General features: G+C 48.2%; 16 protein-coding genes. 6 read left to right on the forward strand and 10 right to left on the reverse strand.

Annotated features, from left to right (window positions below; genetic code table 11):
* The coding region (locus EBR25_01705; GenBank protein ID NBW39697.1) for a hypothetical protein at window positions 1-222 on the forward strand (222 nt) is incomplete at its 5' end.
* Between the two features lie 278 nt (window positions 223-500).
* Here the strand turns inward: EBR25_01705 and EBR25_01710 are convergent.
* The 6 genes from EBR25_01710 to EBR25_01735 all read right to left on the reverse strand — a co-directional run bounded on the left by EBR25_01710 (window position 501) and on the right by EBR25_01735 (window position 7,095).
* On the reverse strand, window positions 501-1,505 hold the full coding sequence (locus tag EBR25_01710; GenBank protein NBW39698.1) for a class 1 fructose-bisphosphatase: 1,005 nt from the start codon (window positions 1,503-1,505) through the stop codon (window positions 501-503).
* 96 nt (window positions 1,506-1,601) lie between these two features.
* Entirely contained in the window at window positions 1,602-3,845 is a 2,244-nt protein-coding gene (locus EBR25_01715; GenBank protein NBW39699.1) for a HAMP domain-containing protein, read from the reverse strand.
* Window positions 3,846-3,869: 24 nt separating this feature from the next.
* Window positions 3,870-4,565: a hypothetical protein gene (locus tag EBR25_01720; GenBank protein ID NBW39700.1), complete on the reverse strand. Its 696-nt coding sequence runs from the start codon at window positions 4,563-4,565 to the stop codon at window positions 3,870-3,872.
* On the reverse strand, window positions 4,562-5,605 hold the full coding sequence (gene ruvB / locus EBR25_01725) for a Holliday junction branch migration DNA helicase RuvB (protein NBW39701.1): 1,044 nt from the start codon (window positions 5,603-5,605) through the stop codon (window positions 4,562-4,564). Before ruvB ends, EBR25_01720 begins: the two co-directional genes overlap by 4 nt.
* A gap of 106 nt (window positions 5,606-5,711) precedes the next feature.
* Window positions 5,712-6,311 carry a Holliday junction branch migration protein RuvA gene (ruvA, locus tag EBR25_01730; protein NBW39702.1) on the reverse strand — a complete coding sequence of 200 codons (600 nt, stop codon included), beginning with the start codon at window positions 6,309-6,311 and terminating at the stop codon, window positions 5,712-5,714.
* Between the two features lie 37 nt (window positions 6,312-6,348).
* Window positions 6,349-7,095, reverse strand: coding sequence for a YebC/PmpR family DNA-binding transcriptional regulator (locus EBR25_01735; GenBank protein ID NBW39703.1), 747 nt, complete (start codon window positions 7,093-7,095; stop codon window positions 6,349-6,351).
* A 161-nt stretch (window positions 7,096-7,256) separates the two neighbouring features.
* On the opposite strand from EBR25_01735, the gene EBR25_01740 reads away from it, so the two are divergent.
* The 3 genes from EBR25_01740 to EBR25_01750 are packed head-to-tail and all read left to right on the forward strand — an operon-like array spanning window position 7,257 to window position 11,401.
* Window positions 7,257-9,479 (forward strand): PBP1A family penicillin-binding protein, encoded by a 2,223-nt coding sequence (locus EBR25_01740; protein ID NBW39704.1) that lies wholly within the window; start codon window positions 7,257-7,259, stop codon window positions 9,477-9,479.
* Entirely contained in the window at window positions 9,433-10,155 is a 723-nt protein-coding gene (msrA, locus tag EBR25_01745; protein ID NBW39705.1) for a peptide-methionine (S)-S-oxide reductase, read from the forward strand. Before EBR25_01740 ends, msrA begins: the two co-directional genes overlap by 47 nt.
* Before the next feature lies 1 nt (window position 10,156).
* Window positions 10,157-11,401 (forward strand): FAD-binding protein, encoded by a 1,245-nt coding sequence (locus tag EBR25_01750; GenBank protein ID NBW39706.1) that lies wholly within the window; start codon window positions 10,157-10,159, stop codon window positions 11,399-11,401.
* 158 nt (window positions 11,402-11,559) lie between these two features.
* Here EBR25_01750 and EBR25_01755 read toward each other — a convergent pair whose 3' ends face one another.
* The 3 genes from EBR25_01755 to EBR25_01765 all read right to left on the reverse strand — a co-directional run bounded on the left by EBR25_01755 (window position 11,560) and on the right by EBR25_01765 (window position 13,376).
* Window positions 11,560-11,979 carry a hypothetical protein gene (locus tag EBR25_01755; protein ID NBW39707.1) on the reverse strand — a complete coding sequence of 140 codons (420 nt, stop codon included), beginning with the start codon at window positions 11,977-11,979 and terminating at the stop codon, window positions 11,560-11,562.
* Window positions 11,980-11,998: 19 nt separating this feature from the next.
* Entirely contained in the window at window positions 11,999-12,865 is an 867-nt protein-coding gene (locus EBR25_01760) for a sulfurtransferase (GenBank protein NBW39708.1), read from the reverse strand.
* A 121-nt stretch (window positions 12,866-12,986) separates the two neighbouring features.
* Window positions 12,987-13,376, reverse strand: coding sequence for a hypothetical protein (locus tag EBR25_01765; protein ID NBW39709.1), 390 nt, complete (start codon window positions 13,374-13,376; stop codon window positions 12,987-12,989).
* A gap of 470 nt (window positions 13,377-13,846) precedes the next feature.
* Here EBR25_01765 and EBR25_01770 point away from each other — a divergent pair, with 470 nt between their 5' ends.
* Together EBR25_01770 and EBR25_01775 are read left to right on the forward strand one after the other, a co-directional pair.
* Window positions 13,847-15,475, forward strand: coding sequence for a DegQ family serine endoprotease (locus EBR25_01770; protein ID NBW39710.1), 1,629 nt, complete (start codon window positions 13,847-13,849; stop codon window positions 15,473-15,475).
* Window positions 15,476-15,901, forward strand: coding sequence for a DUF1232 domain-containing protein (locus EBR25_01775; protein ID NBW39711.1), 426 nt, complete (start codon window positions 15,476-15,478; stop codon window positions 15,899-15,901).
* Window positions 15,902-15,917: 16 nt separating this feature from the next.
* Here the strand turns inward: EBR25_01775 and map are convergent, their stop codons facing one another.
* Window positions 15,918-16,703, reverse strand: a complete 786-nt coding sequence (map, locus tag EBR25_01780; protein ID NBW39712.1) for a type I methionyl aminopeptidase — start codon at window positions 16,701-16,703, stop codon at window positions 15,918-15,920.
* Between the last annotated feature and the right edge of the window lie 55 nt (window positions 16,704-16,758).

Consider the following 16,758-nt stretch of genomic DNA (forward strand, 5'->3'; position numbering starts at 1 on the left):
AATTTGTCAGAAGGACCTTCTCATCTCCAGATTGAAGAGATCCTGGAAATTACGCGGTTAGAGGACGAGAAAGAAATTCAGCGAATTCTCTTTATCCTGGAGGGACAGAAGTTAGTGACTCCATATCCTGAAGGTGATTTCACATCGCGCATTTGGAAGATTACCGCTGAAGGGAAAAAAGCGCTACGGAGTATTGAAAGAGCATTCTCTGGCGAGCAGTAGTCGACTGTTTCCTTCTCAGGAAAGCAGTGATATTCGATTACGATTGAGCCTAGTGTCCTTGTGAGCCTAGTCTCCTTGGCACTTCTTGATCGAGCCTCCATTGGTAACATGTGAACAAATAGAGTCTCACGCTGGGAACCTAGAATTCAGTGAATCTAGAATTTAGGGAATCTAGAATTCAGGGAATCTGGAATTTAGGCGAACTCAGGTTCAAGAAAGTGCGCCTCTCTCCTTGAACTTCCCCCAGCGAAAGAATCCCCCGTGAAAGAGAAACTCGTTTATTGAGATTTCCCTACCATCTCTTCGAACCATTCCACTTCACGTTTACTTCCGATAATCAACGGGCTCCTTTCATGAATGGCCTTAGGCTCAATATCAAGGACATTCTTTTCCCCATTCGTTGCTTTACCAGAGGCCTGTTCTGCAATAAAGGCAAGTGGAATACACTCATAGAGGAGTCTGAGTTTTCCCTCGGGGCGCGTCACATTTCCTGGATGGAGAAATAGACCACCCTTGCGCAAGGTTCTATCAAAGTCAGCCACCAGAGACCCGACATAACGCGAAGTAAATGGTACGCCAGAAGCGTTCTGACTGGTTCGAAGTGTCGTAATAAACTCCTGTAACTGGGGACTCCACCCCTCCCAGTATCCCTCATTCACGCTATAGATATTCCCCGAGGCTGGCATCTGCATAGACTCTTCGGTGAGAACAAACTCCCCTATGGTCCGATCAAGAGTGAACCCATGAACCCCATTTCCAGCTGAATATACGAAAGAGGTCTTCGCACCGTACACTGAATATCCAGCTGCTACCACCTGACGACCTGGCTGCAGAAAGTCCTCAACCCTGGCTCCAACGGCATCATCGCAAATTCGAAAGATAGTAAAAATTGTCCCTACCGGAATATTAGAGCCTATGTTGCTCGAGCCATCGAGTGGATCAAATGCTACGACATACTTTGCGCCCTTATTAATGGCCTCCGTCTCAATAGCGCCATCTCGCTCCTCAGAGACAAGAGAGCCGAAATGGCCCGAGGCCCCCAACAATTCGACAAGGATCTCATCGGCATCTTCATCTAATTGATGGGTTAGCTCACCCTGAACATTGATATTTCCGGTATATCCTTTTGCCCCCATAAATCCAGCACTTGCTACGAGATGCCCAATCATCTTGACCCCAACACCAATAGCCGTGAGCAGCTCACTGAGCTCTCCTGTTGCTTCGGGATGCTCAGCCTCTTTTTTAAGGATATATCTTGATAGTGTTTCCGTTGGAATGGTCATAACTCTCTCCCTAATTATCTGGCGTCTATCCTGTTATCTTCAACATCATTCAAGCTCTCCCTTTTGACAGAGATCTCTCTTCACCGCACTCTCTCATCATATAACCTCCAGCTTTCGCTGAGTGGATCTTTGCATCGATAGCGGTAATGAAATAATCATTCGAGTTCCTCTAGGGGAAAAGTCAGTTACCCGAACCTCTCCGTGATGCTCGGCTACAATTGATGCTACAATAGCCAATCCAAGACCAGTTCCACCACTTCTTCTTGTGAAATATGGCTCAAATACTCTTGCTCGGTCTTCTACAGCAACACCCGGTCCGGTATCGCAGATCTCCAACGTGATCTTTTCCTGCTCCTGTTGGACATAGAGCTTAACAAGGATTCGGGCTGCTTCGCCCGACAAACCTGCCGTCTCATCCCTCTCCTCTCGGATAGCTCGAATTGAGTTATCAATGAGATTAATAAGCATCCTGCGAATCTGCTCAGCATCAACCTCCACCTCTGGTACACCTTCGCCAACCATGGCCTGGAATGATATCCCTCTCTCATTTTCAACGTACGACAACACAACGTCGTTAACGAGTAACGTTAAATCAGTTTGCTGAAGGTTGAGCATTGGCATACGCGCAAAGCGAGAAAATTCATCGGTCAGGCGTTTAATTGAGTCTACATGCTCAATGATCGTATGCGTCGCCTCAAGCACCTGTTGTCCAAGTGGCTCCGAGTCTCGGAACGTTCGGCCCAGTCTCTGAGCTGCAAGCTTAATAGGGGTCAGTGGATTCTTAATCTCATGAGCAATACGTCGAGCAGCCTCTCTCCAAGCTGCCAGACGTTGAGCTTCGCTGAGTGCCGTTACGTCGTCAATCAGGAGCACATTTCCAATCGAGCGCTGCATCTGGGTCGTCAAAGCTCCAGTGGTACAGAGCACTCGACGTTCAATGCCGTCTACAGAAAATAACACCTCTTGCTCCTGAATTCGCTTCGGATCTTGACGCACAGCCTCTTCCGTCAATAGATGCCCTACCTTTTCCCACATCTCATCGGGAATAAGGCTTCCCCCCAAAGAGCCTTCATAATCAGCACTGACTCCCTTTTCCCCCAAGATGCGAAGTGCTGCATCATTCACCGCAGTAATCGTCCCATCGATATCAAATACGACAACTCCGACTGCTAGATTGCTTAAGACCGTTTCAAGGTATACTCGACGCCTTTCGGATTGCGCCGTAGAGTCCCTTAGCTGAGTCGTCATCTGGTTAAAACTTCTGGTGAGCAACGCGATCTCATCATCCCCCTTATGGTGAACTTGTCGACCAAAATTCCCACTCGCTACTTCCTGCATCGCTTCTGATAGGCGTTGAATAGGCACGGTAAGCTGTCGAGCAATATGAATTCCCAACCAGACTGCCGCAAAGAGAACAAGTGCAGCAACCAGATAGAGAGAGACGATATACGTGCTTCTTAAAGGATTCTGAAAATGTTGAAGCTGAAGATAATCGTTATAGGAGTCCCCGATAGTGTTCAATGCCAGTGTCATTGATGCTGGAACTCGAATGGTCACTAACAAGACCAGATTTTTATTTGATATCAGCACTGGTCGTAAGGATCGAACGAACTGACTTGAGAGAGTCTCTTGAAAGATCACCTCCTTGTTGCCATCAAATGCTCTCTTTACTATCTCCACGTCCAGTGGCGGGGGCGAAAAATAATCTATCGAAGCCGTAACGTTCTCTACATGGACAACAGACTCATTCGGCGAACTGAACAACTGTATTCCGTAAAGCTCTTCATTGACTCGTTTACGCTCCAAGAGGCTTCGAATGCTCTCAGGAGTATCGAGCGCTAACTCTTGCGACTGAAGCTCCTCACTCAACTCGCGAGTGATTTGTACCGCTCGACTTTTCAAAGAGCCAAAGTACATCTTTGCAACTTCTCGAGCAGCCTCTACTGATGCCTCAACCGGCGAGCTAAACCAACCATCAATAGCCTTACTCAAGAGTCCACTCGAGACAGAAATCAAAAGAACTGCTGGAATAGCTGTCAGCCCGACGATAGCTCCTACCAACTTCAGCCGAAGACGCGAACCATGAGTCTTTCTCTTTCGCTCGAAAAGAAGCTGATAGAAATTCCTCGCTACCAGAAACACAAGGATCAGAAGAGCTGCAACAATAAAATTTACAAGACTCCAAACAACAACACTCGGAAGATTAGCGGCATCACCCGTAGGTCTCTGCCAATACACCAGCAGAAACAAGAGAAAGCTGATCAAAAAGAAGAAAAAGAGTCGGATCCCAATCCCGGCACGAAACCACCACACGAGAAGCCGCCTGCGCGAAGACACCATTAGAATGACTCCCTATAGCAATTTCTACTCATGTTCGGGTTCCTGCTCTCGGCTTACAACATCCAGGTCAAAATACTCCCAACCGCTATCATCTCCATACAAGCTCACCATACCGAAGGAGAGATAGTAAGAAAGATCAGCGATAAACTTCGGAATCTGTCCTCGACATATAGTTCGCACCCGAGATCCGAGTCGCCATCGACTCGGATCTTGTTGAAACCGTCGATACGCCTCTTCTCCACCCACATAGAAAAGGGATAACTGTTTTACGAGAGTAGCCTCCTCAATAGCTTGCTCAATATTCATGAGCGATATGCGTACGCCCTCTTCGTCGTCACCGAGCCGATCTTTATCAACTCGATAAGCCTCCTGCACTGCATCATATGTCAGATTATGAATGACTTGCTTCGCGCCAAGACAAGATACTCCAAAACGATTAATTCTTTCACAAAACTTAAACAAGAAGCGATGCTCAAGTGTCAGCCCTGCCTCAACACACTCTAAAGAGTCCTTTGCATCCAAGAATGAAGACACCGTGATCACCGACTGATCCGGCTCAACCCATTCAAGCCGAAAAGGCACCGCATCGAGGGAAAAGGGAATGACACAGAACAAGAGAAGCGCTAATCCCCTGCGTAAACACTGCTGCACGCTAAACGTCAATGAGTGGCTGCGAGCTGAGCAACAGGAGGATATACGCAAAAAAGATCCCAGTTTCATGAAAATAACTCTAGATTCTTCGCCGCACTAGCCGACGGCTTTATCCCGATATGATCATATCCGAGCTTCGTTACCTCCCTTCCCCGCTTCGTGCGCGCAAGAAAACCCTGTTGGAGTAAGAACGGCTCATAAACATCCTCTATGGTATTTCGTTCTTCCCCAATCGCAGCAGCAATGGTGTCTATCCCAACTGGACCTCCTGAGAACTTCTCTGCAATGAGAGAAAGAATGGTCCTATCCATTTCATCAAGACCCGCATGATCCACTTGCAGCCGCCCAAGGGCATCATCCGCAATATCGGTCGTCACAGACTGTTCGCCTTTGAATTCAGCAAAGTCCCGCACCCGCTTTAGCATACGATTCGCAATCCGCGGGGTTCCACGAGCCCGACTGCCGATGATCAATGCTGCATCAGGCTCGAGCCGAATATTTAAAATGTTTGCAGAGCGAGTGACTATCTCAGCAAGCTCTTGAGGCTCATAGAAAGAAAGCCTGAGAACCATTCCAAACCTATCGCGCAGGGGCGAGGTGAGCATTCCTGTTCGAGTTGTTGCTCCGACTAAAGTAAACGGCTTCAGATCAATTCTTACTGATTTCGCTGAAGGGCCTTGTCCGATGAGAATATCGATTTCAAAATCTTCCATCGCTGGGTATAAAACTTCTTCAACCACGCGCGGAAGTCGATGAATTTCATCAATAAATAAAAGATCTCTCTCCTGTAGAGAAGACAGAATGGCTGCCAGATCACCAGGCTTTTCAATCACCGGCCCTGAGGTCGCTTTAAATCCGACCGACAATTCCTGAGCCAGGATTCGAGCCAGCGAGGTCTTTCCTAATCCAGGAGGACCGTGTAGTAGGACATGATCGAGGGAATCCCCTCTTTTCTTAGAGGCCGAACACGCAATCTGGAGGTTCTCCTTTACAGAAAGTTGGCCAATATAATTATCAAATCCCGTGGGTCGTAATGTCGCAAGTTGCCCCTCGTCCTCTGAGGATGCACTCGATTGCCTGAGGGCAAATGATGTGCTCTCGTCGCCAATATCCCAGCTGCCCCATTTTTCAAGCCCATCATCTTCACTCACTGCTTCTCTCCTCGTTTGCCTCTTTCAGAGTACATCTCTTTGCTTGCCTTTGCCATCGAGAACCTTAAAGGAACGCAAGTGCGGCCTTCACGATATCCCCAGCATCTTGCAGGTGTCCCTTTTCCGATAACGCTTTATGAACCGCCAGCTCTGCTTGATTTTTAGAGAATCCCAGCGAGACAAGTGCTAATACTGAGTCATCTGAGCTATCTGCTACTCGCACGGACTCAATCTGATCACTCAGTGATGAACTCTCGACCGCATAAGTCGACAATTTGTCTTGAAGTTCTAAGACGATCCTTTCTGCAGTTTTTTTTCCAATCCCCTTGGTCTTCTGTAATCGTTGTGCCTCACCGCTGCCTATTACACGTATCAGCTCCTCTGACTCTAACGAGGAGAGTATTTCTAAGGCGCTCTTTGGTCCAACCCCATTCACTTGTATGAGAAATTCAAAGAGCTGCTTTTCTATCATGGTATGAAAGCCGTACAGTCGAATGTCAGACTCCTTCATTTCTGTATGAACAATGAGTCGTCCTGAACTTCCAACCGATAGCTCTTCGAGAGTAGACCGAGGGCAATAGACCTCATAACCAACCCCCTGGATATCAACCAGGACTCTTGAGCCAACTATCTCAGCAACCTCTCCAATTAATCGTCCTATCATACTACTTCACACTCCGCTTCCTAACCTGTGCTCGCTGCTATCCATCCAAGTTTTCGAGAGTCGTCTCATCAAGCTCAAAGTTCGCTACAACACGTTGTACATCATCTAAATCTTCTAAAACCTCGAGCAGCTTGATTAATGTCTCCGCTTCTTTTCCAGCTACCGACACCGTATTGTTCGGTATAGACGTTAATTCTCCCTCCAGCTCCACCTGCAAACTCTCTAAGCCATCCCTTACTTCACCGAAAAGCGATGGCTCACAAATCACTTCCCAGCACTCTCCATCGTCTTTTAAATCTTCCGCTCCAGCATCAATAGCACACTCATAGAGCTGCTCCTCCCCGACACATTCCTTCGGTAAAGTGAATACTCCCTTATCGGTAAACTGATAAGCGACTGAGTTTGTACTACCGAGACTTCCTCCGTACTTATTGAAGGCGTGTCGCACCTCAGCTACTGTGCGATTGCGATTCTCGGTAAGCGTTTTTACAAGAATGGCGACTCCGCCCGGTCCGTATCCCTCATACAGCACATCTTCATAATCAACCCCATCAAGATTTCCAGCGCCCTTCGTAATCGCACGATCAATATTATCGTTCGGCACGCTACTGGACTTCGCAATTTGTATCGCAACCTTCAAGCGTGGATTGCCGGCTGGATCAGCACCTCCCATCTTCGCAGCAACTTGTATCTCTTTGAGTAATTTTGTGAAGTTTGCGCCACGCTTTGCGTCGTTTGCTGCCTTCTTTCTTTTAATTTTTGACCACTTGGAATGACCCGCCATTCGTCCTATCCTTCCTATTAGCAACTCTTCAATACAGTAAAGAGCGCTGATTCGTTGTGTAACCGCACGTAATCGAGTAACGATACCCTTCTCTGGCAGAAAAACTGAACCCCCAGAGGCTGAGAAAAGCTCTCCGAACCAGTATCAACTGAGGGAAAAAAATAGTGCCTCCAAGACGGAAGAAATCAAGCTCTAAAACGACACGGCGTTCTAAAAAGAGTAGTCGGAAGCCCGCTCGCCGTCAATCAAAGAAGCGTCAAACAAGGCAAAAGAGCGGGAAGAAACGATATATTCGTGGCGCAATTTTTCTCCTCTTTACGGCCCTATTAGGCCTTACCCTGTGGTCCGAGTATCAGGTACTCACCTTTCTCTCTCATAGACAAAAGGGAGATTTTGGCGTTCTGGGAATTGAGGGCAGATTGGAGAAAACAACTCGTGCTGCCCTGCCAATTTTAAACTCATCGCCAACCAAACGTGCTGCTTACTCACAGGTAACGTTAGGTGAATTTAGCCCACATATCATTCAAGCGGTTCTCACAACAGAAGATCGGCGGTTTTATGAACACATCGGAGTAGATGTTTGGGGAATAGGAAGAGCCCTGCTCACAAATATCAGATCCGGCAGCATAGTGCAGGGAGCTAGTACCATAACCCAACAACTTGCAAAGAACCTCTTTCTTTCACCACGGCGTACAGTAACTCGCAAAATCCATGAGCTCTTTATCGCTATTTTACTCGAGCTCCATCTTTCAAAAGAGGAGATTCTTAGTTTATACCTCAATGAAGTGTATCTCGGACAAGAGGGTCGTTCCGCTCTGCATGGGATGGAAGCCGCGGCTCAGAGCTTTTTCAGAAAATCTGCATCAGAGGTATCAGTAGATGAGGCTGCACTCCTTGCTGGAATAATTAAAGCACCATCAAGCTACAATCCGAGAAGATACCTAAAACGGGCCATACAACGACGGAACATTGTCCTGGCAGCCCTTCATGATGAAGACTATCTCACCGCAAGTGAAGAAGAGGCGCTCAGAAAAACAAATCCCACGATCCACAAGCCTCTTTTCACCGGAAGATATGCTCCCTTTTTTGAAATTGTCCTGGAGCGTTCTCTGGCAGAAAAGGTAAACCTCGAAGCACTCAGAGGACGAGGAGCTCAGGTTGTTACCGGACTTTCCAGAGAACTACAACTTTGCGGTGAAGAGGCATTGTCTCAAGGATTGAAGCAAATTGAACGCAACTTTCCGACACTCCGACCGAACAAAGAGAGAAGCCTCCAAGGTGGACTCGTCGCATTAGATCCAACCTCGGGACTCATCAGGGCATGGATTGGCGGGCGAGAATACTCAAAGAATCAGTTCGACCATGTTTCTCAAGCAAAGCGCCCGATTGGCTCAACCGTAAAGCCATTCATTTACCTTACGGCACTGGATCCAGCACTGAATACGTATAAGACTGCTACGCTTCGCTCCACCCTTCCCGATCAGCCGATTTCGGTGAAACTTCCCAATGGAGACCGATGGGAGCCCTCAAACTCAGATCGAAAATTCCGGGGGAAAGTAACTCTACGCTATGCATTGGAACACTCCCTCAACCTGCCACCTATTCATATCACTCGACAGGTAGGGGTTGAGACTGTGCAGAAAACTTTGCAACGTTTCGAGCTTCATCCAAACCCGCCGGCAGTACTCTCGCTCGCCCTTGGCACACTTGAAACGAACCTTTTGTCTCTGACTGCAGCATACGGGGCACTTGCTAACCACGGAGTGCTCGTACGACCACGTCTTTTCGACAGGATTGAAGACGGTGATGGAGATTTGCTCTATAGCAATCGGTATGACCGAGAGCCAGTTGCTGATCCTGGAGCGACCTTTTTATTGAAAGATGCACTTCAGGGGGTAATCTCCCGTGGGACTGGGAAAAATGCCCAGCCCCAGACTACACTCGCTCCTCTGGGAGGAAAGACAGGGACGTCACAAAAATCGAGAGATGCCTGGTTCATAGGAATGGCCCCCCAAATCGTAGCAGGAGTTTGGGTGGGTTATGACGACAATACTTCCATCCGGCTCAGTGGAGGAAGCGCTGCAGCACCCATCTGGAGACGATTCATCGAGTGTAGCTCGCCCTACCTCGCCTCGATAGAGCCCCTGATGCCTTTAAATATCGTCCGTTCAGCACTCGATAGTGAAACTGGAGAACTCTTTTCCGATAGATGCCCAGAGCATCAACAGGTATACGAGCTATTCTTACGAGGCACTGCCCCAAAACGCCCCTGCACTCTGCACGGAGGTGTGATATTGTCAGAGGACGAAACATTAACCACTCATCAGAGGAGAAAAAATGGTCAAAAGCGCAAAGGGTTTTTTGAACGCTTCTTTGGCAACTAAAGTCGTTGTATCACTGATCATCAGCATCGCGGTAACGAGTTTCGCACTTGCTCAGGAAATCCTTCCACGTCCAGAGAACCCGAGCAACGCAGAGCTTACGAATCAAGCAGACAATCAACAAACACAGATTCTCGTTGATAGTAATACCCTACGTACAGCCATTTTTGCAGGAGGGTGCTTTTGGTGCATGGAACCTCCATTTGACGCTCTCCCCGGGGTACACGATACAACGGCAGGATATACAGGGGGAACAACACCCGATCCTACGTATGCAGAGGTTGCAGGGAAGGCAACGGGACACTATGAAGCAGTGCGTGTTACCTACAATCCCAACATTATTACTTACGCGAAGCTCCTTGAAATTTTCTGGCGTAATATCGACCCTCTTGATGACAAAGGACAGTTTTGTGACCGAGGAACTCCGTATCTCAGTGCTATTTTTGTTGATACGGAAGAAGAAAGAACCCTAGCAGAGGAGAGCAAGCAAAAAACTCAAAAAGACCTGGAGGACAAAGGGACGGTAGTTACCCGAATATTGCAACGAGCAAAGTTTTACGAGGCTGAGGAATACCATCAAAACTATGCTCAGAAGAACCAACTCCGCTACAAGTATTACCGGAAAGCATGTAAGAGGGACTTTCGTTTAGAAGAGCTCTGGGGACTCATCTTTTCGTAGGATGTTGAGCATGTCTGAGTTTGATGTTCTCATTATTGGCGGCGGTATCAGTGGTCTCAATGCCGCAAAAGAACTGTATGAGAATGACAAAAAATTTCTGATTCTGGAGAAAACCGGTGCGCTCGGAGGTCGAATCCGCACAGACAGAGAATCGGGATTTCAGCTTGATCGAGGATTTCAAATCCTGCTTCCTGGATATGAAGAGGCTCAAGATGCTCTCGATTACCATACTCTTGATCTGCGGTATTTTACCCCAGGAGTGAGAATATGGCTCGAGAAGAGATGGCAGGAACTCCGAGACCCACTGGATGCCCCGTGGAAGTCCATGAAGGGATTATTCTCTTCTGTTGGCTCACTCAATGATAAGCTCGGAATGATTGCTCTGAGCCTCCGCAGTCAAAAAGGCACCCTCCAAGGTCGTCCCGAGCTCTCGACTGAAGAATACCTAAAAAAAATCAGCTTTTCGGAAAAGATCATAGGAAATTTCTTTCAGCCTTTTCTCAAAGGAGTATTCCTCGAACAGAGCTTGTCACGCTCCAGCTCCGAGTTCGCTTTTTATTTTTCTCACTTTGCAAACACAGGGGGAGCTCTTCCTTCTCGGGGCATGGAGAGTATCCCTTTACAACTTGCAGAGAGCATACCAGAGGAATCTGTTCGGACAGATGCAACAGTGCAAGCAGTGACTGAAGGGAAAGTTACTCTCGCAACTGGAGAGGAGCTCTATGCTCCACATATTATTCTCGCTGTTGATCAATCCTCGGCCTTAGAGCTTCTTCCGAAGAGCACTCCTTACCAAAAGCCCAAGATACGGGGCACTATGTGTATGTACTTCACGGGAGCCAAACGAAACGAGATGCCTCCTCTCATTCATCTCGTTCCACAATCAAGGAACGGAATCGCAAATATCGCCCCTCTCTCTGCTGTAGCATCTGAGTATGCGCCTCCAGAAAACTGCCTTTTTTCAGTGAATATCACACTTGATGAAAGTTTTAATGGGACATCTCCTGCAGCGAATGAGATCAAAGAAGAGCTTATCGAACTTTTTGGCGATGCGATGCAAGAGGCTACACACCTAAAGACCTACACCATTCCGTATGCTCTCCCCTCCAACAACACTCATTTTGAATCAAACGAGCTCCCGAAAGGGGTATATCTTGCAGGGGATTGGGCTCTTCAAGGGAGTATTAACGGGGCGCTTCAGTCAGGACGCTTAGCGGTGGAGAACATTCTCAGAGCCACACTCTAGAGCGCGGAGCGCTACAGACTCTAGAGCGCGGGGCACTACAGGCTTTAGAGCGCGGGGCGCTACAGGCTTTAGAGCGCGGGGCGCTACAGACTTTAGAGCGCGGGGCGCTACAGACCCTAGTCTACAGAGAAGGTGGGGAGAGAAATTGTGAAGACATCTCAGCCGACAACGCTCTTCAACATTGAGACCATGCCCATCAACCCTTGACCCTTTCCCATAGAGAGTGTTCTTCCAAAAATCTGATACGCTATGTCCACTGGAATTGATTTGATTTCATCCGCTGGAAGGCCACTCAGAGTTTGTTGAATGATCGAGGCCATCGCCATCGCCGATATTCCCTGAGGATTCTCTATCGCATAGTGAAAATCATAACTTCCATCACCGCGGGCCCTCGCAAACATGAAGACCTCAGATTCACAGCCCGGAACCCGATTCTCCTCTGGATACGGGGTCGTAGCGATATCAGCCGTGACGGGCTCAAACTCATCTGCGAGTTCGATAAGAATCTCAGCTCGCGTATCCTCATCCGTGAGAGATAGCTCTTCTATAAGCGCTTGAAGTTTCTCCGGTAGAACCATCTTTCCTTCCCTCTCGCTCTTATGAGCGTTCGATTGGAACTCCCACTAAGTTTCCCCATTCGGTCCAACTTCCATCGTAGTTTTTCACATCCTCAAAACCCAACAGGTATTTTAGCACAAACCACGTGTGACTGCTGCGCTCACCTATTCGGCAATACGCAATAGTTGGATCTTCAGGCCGCAGGTTCTGTTCATTGAGGTAAATCTCTTTGAGCATCGGTGCTGAAAGGAAGGTCCCGTCCTCTTGAGATATTGCCCTGGCCCATGGAATGCTCTTGGCTCCAGGAATGTGCCCGCCGCGTAAGGCCCCCTCATTTGGATAGTCTGGCATGTGGAGTCGTTCGCCCGAAAACTCCTCAGGGCTCCGCACATCTACCAGCGATTTGCCCATGTTGAGATGTGCGAGTACCTGTTCTCGAAAAGCGCGCTGAGATGCATCATCTCGTTCGACGACTCCATAGACCGTTGGCTCAAAATTTGGCACTTCACGTGTTAACTCACGTCCTTCCTTCATCCACTTAAGACGACCGCCATCCATAACTTTGGTGTTCGTATGACCGAAGAGGCTGAAGACCCACAGTGCATAACATGCCCACCAGTTATTCTTATCGCCGTAAAATACAACAGTCGTATCAGGAGTAATTCCTATCCGAGAGGCAAGCTCAGAAAAGTGAGTTGCATCCAAGTAATCTCGACAGACCGGATCGTTCAGATCTCTGATCCAATCTACTTCCACCGCGTTTTCAATATGACCACTACGGTAGAGCAACTGATCCTCATTAGATTCAATGAGTCGTATCGCTGGATTTTCTCGATGGCTTGCCACCCATTCCGTTGAAACAAGCATTTCGGGGCAGGCATACCCTCGTTCTTCAATTGGAGACATAGGATTCTCTTCTTTTTATACCACTCTACTCAAACGACTCGGCGTTCTCTCTGCGAGCAACAGCAATTTTTTGCCGTCATTCTTCAACAAAGGAACAAAGATGCCTTCAGAGATCTGACTCCTAAGAGGCTTTTGCCACCCAGCTGTTACACCACCCTTGATGACTTACCAGGCCGTCAGCAAACAACGCACATTTGCCCCACTTTCCTTCTTTGCCAGCGACTTCCATATCTCTCTGTACGAGCAACTGACAGTTGCTACAGAACTGGCTTTTTCCGGCTTCACCGGCACGCTTCGGAAATTTTGCCGTGTCTACCTTTGATGCATCATGCATATATCCAAGCGCTGAAGCCATCGGATGATTCTCAGGGAGAGCGCCAAGACCTTGCGCCTCCACATACCGCGCCTTCAAAATCGAGCCGCCTGATACTTTTTCTAACGTTGATGCAACTGGCACAGCCGCTATTGCCGCTAATCCCTTTTTGATAAACGCTCTTCGATCGCATGCCATAGGAAACTCCTCACAATTATTCGTTTTCGCAAACTTACAACCCGCTGCACCACACTCCCACCCTTCAGGTCCCGCTGACAACACCTTCAGGTCCCGCTGACAACACGTCGAGCCTTGCTCGCACGAGAACATCGAGCCTTGCTCGCACGAGAACATCGAGCCTTGCTCGCACGAGAACATCGAGCCTTGCTCGAAGGAGAATGATTTCAGCTTTCAGTAGCAACAGTAAGACGCATCGAGCTCGCCTTCCTTTCACTTGCTATAGTTTTAGCATGGTGGAGCAAGATAGCAACTTTTAGCATATGAAATATCAGGTGGTTATGGAGATTCTTCATTCTCAACTGGTGTTAATGGTCATTGCTCAGCTGATGCTAGCTCTTAGCGGGCTGCCGGAATAACATCATGAATAAATCCCATGTAAAAACGTCAAATAGTCGTTTAGGATACACGCTCTCCCGCTTTTAGGATTGATGAACATGCTCTACTATTCTCCAACTATGAATTCTTGTTCCCAACACATTCAGCAGACCTCCCGAGTGTCACCCTCCTCCCGAGTGTCATCCCGAATAGTCGACCGATGTATTGGCTCGTCGATTGACTCAAACAAAGGCTCGGGTCGAAAAATAGGACCGGCATACTTCGGGCTCATTTTTTCTTTTCTCTTCACAACGCTCTGCTGCGCAACTCCTGGCTTCGCCCAGGAACAAGAGCAAGCATTGCAATATGCACAGAGTCTCTCTCGAGCCTTCGAAAGCGTCGCTACTACCATAACGCCAGCGCTTGTTAATATTCGCGCCGTTTCAAAACCAGCAGCAACGCAAAATCTTCGCGGAGACAACAACGAACCGTCGCCTCTCCCTCCAGGGATTCCTGCCCCGTTTCGTGACTTTTTTGAACACTTCGGGAAGCAACCTCCGTTTAACGGCGACACGACTCCTCAACAAGGGTTAGGATCAGGAGTAATCGTGGACTCAGAGGGGCACATTCTTACCAACAATCACGTAATAGCGAATGCAGATGAGGTCTCCGTTCGCCTCTCCGATGGACGGTCATTCGATGCAACAATTGTAGGTGCCGACAAGAGAACAGATCTCGCAGTAATCAAGATAGATGCGCCGGAACTCATTCCGGCTGCACTGGGAGACTCTGACCATCTCAAGATTGGAGAATGGGTTGTTGCTGCAGGCACTCCGTTTGGACTTGAGAACACGATTACCGCTGGAATTGTCAGCGCAAAGGGTCGTTCAATCCTGGGCGGAAACTCTTATGAAGACTTCATTCAGACCGATGCTGCCATCAATCCAGGCAATAGTGGAGGCCCGCTCGCAAATCTTAATGGTCAGGTAGTAGGTATAAACACCGCAATATTCTCTCGCTCAGGCGGATACATGGGGGTTGGATTTGCAATCCCTATCAATATGGCTCGACAAATCATGCAAAGTCTCATTACCGAGGGGAAGGTGGTTCGGGGCTGGTTAGGAGTGGTCATTCAAGAGCTATCCAAAGAACTCGCGGAGTCATTTCAATATAACGACACCAAGGGAGCTCTCGTTTCCGAAATCGCCGAGGATGGCCCGGCTGCGAAGGGCGGTCTTCGACAGGGTGACATCATCACAGAGTTTAATGGGAAACAAATTACCTCGGTCAATGACTTGCGCAATCTCGTTGCAGCGCAACGTCCAGAGACGAGAGTTGCAATTACTCTCATTCGCGATGGAAAGCAGAAACAGATACGGCTTACACTTGGGGAACTTCCGAATAATATTGAGCAGCCTGCTTCCCTCGACAAAGATGACTCGGCACAACCTGACTATCAGTCTTCGCTCGGCATCCACGTAGAGCCGCTAACTGATCAGTTACAACAACAACTCAGATCCAGAACGAAAACGGGAGTGGTGGTGACCCGTGTGGAACCTTCAAGTGCTGCTGCCGAGGCTCATATTCGGGTAGGAGATATTATAAAAAGTATTGATGGTGAACCGATAACAACTATCAAAGAGTTTCAGAAACTGCTCGAAGCAGTTGACCTCAAGAAGGGAGCACGCGTGCTTTTAGAAAGTGGGGGCATTGATCGCTTCGTCTTCATCCGGGAAAAGTAAATGATTCGAATAACTGAATCGCCTCTCCTCCTCATACTTGTAGCCGTTGTATATGCCATCATTCCGCTAGACGTACTTCCGGACTTCATGAAACCGCTCGGACTCCTCGATGACGTCGTCGTTTTGGGGATCGTAATCTGGCACCTTTTGAGATTGGCGAAAAATCGCAATTCACAAGGAGTAAGATTTGCTGAAGGTGTTTCGAGTCCTTCCCAAACAGCGGAAAAAGAAACCCCGCACGCTGTGCTCGGCGTTTCGCTGAATGCTACGCAAGAAGAAATTGAAAAAGCCTATAAACAAAAGATTAAGGAACACCATCCGGATCGAGTACACGGCCTTGGGAGAGAGATTCGAGAAGTTGCAGAGCGAAAGACTCAACAAATCAACGAGGCGTATGACGTATTGCGCAAAGAGCAACAAGCGTAGGCGGAGGGGAAACAGGTTAAGCGAAGAGCTCTGATTGTGTCAGGCGCTCTACCCCATCTTCAGTAACTAATACGGTGTGTTCCCACTGGGCTGACAATTCTCCATCCGCAGTTCTGACTGTCCATCCATCCACCTTGGAAAGAACTGTTTTTGCGGTGCCAAGATTAATCATCGGCTCGATGGTAAATGTCATTCCCGGGCGAATTTCAGGACCAGTGCCGCGACGACCAAAGTGAAGAATTTGGGGGGATTCGTGAAATGCTGCCCCAATGCCATGCCCTGTATACTCGCGAACAATTCCGTAAGGCCTCTCTAAGGATTCGATAAACTCTTGAATCGCTGCACCAATGTCCCCAAACCGAGCTCCTGGTCGAACTGCTTCAATCCCTCGATAGAGAGCCTCACGCGTTAGCTGAACAAGCTTTACCGCCTCCTCTGAGCACGCATCCTCACCACCGACAAGATACATTCGGCTCGAGTCCCCATGATATCCATGTTTGATAGAAGTAACATCAACGTTAATGATATCTCCCGCTTTCAATGTCTCATAGGGAGAAGGAATACCGTGACAAATGACGTCGTTGACAGAAGTACATGACGACTTGGGAAAGCCATGATAGTCAAGAGTCGCTGGAATTGCGCCCCTCTCGGTTATCATATTGTGAACAAAGGTATTAATCTGCTCTGTAGTGATCCCTGGTCGGATGATATCTCCTACCTTATCAAGCACTTCAGCGGTAATCCGCGACGCGGCACGCATGTACTCAATTTCTTTATCGGTTTTCAGTGGTATCTTTGACATCGCAGTGAGTGTACATTGACCGTCGAGCAGGAGCAACGCTATCAAAGAGAAAAAG

This window comes from bacterium (assembly GCA_009926305.1).
In the GTDB taxonomy this organism is placed as follows: domain Bacteria; phylum Bdellovibrionota_C; class UBA2361; order UBA2361; family RFPC01; genus RFPC01.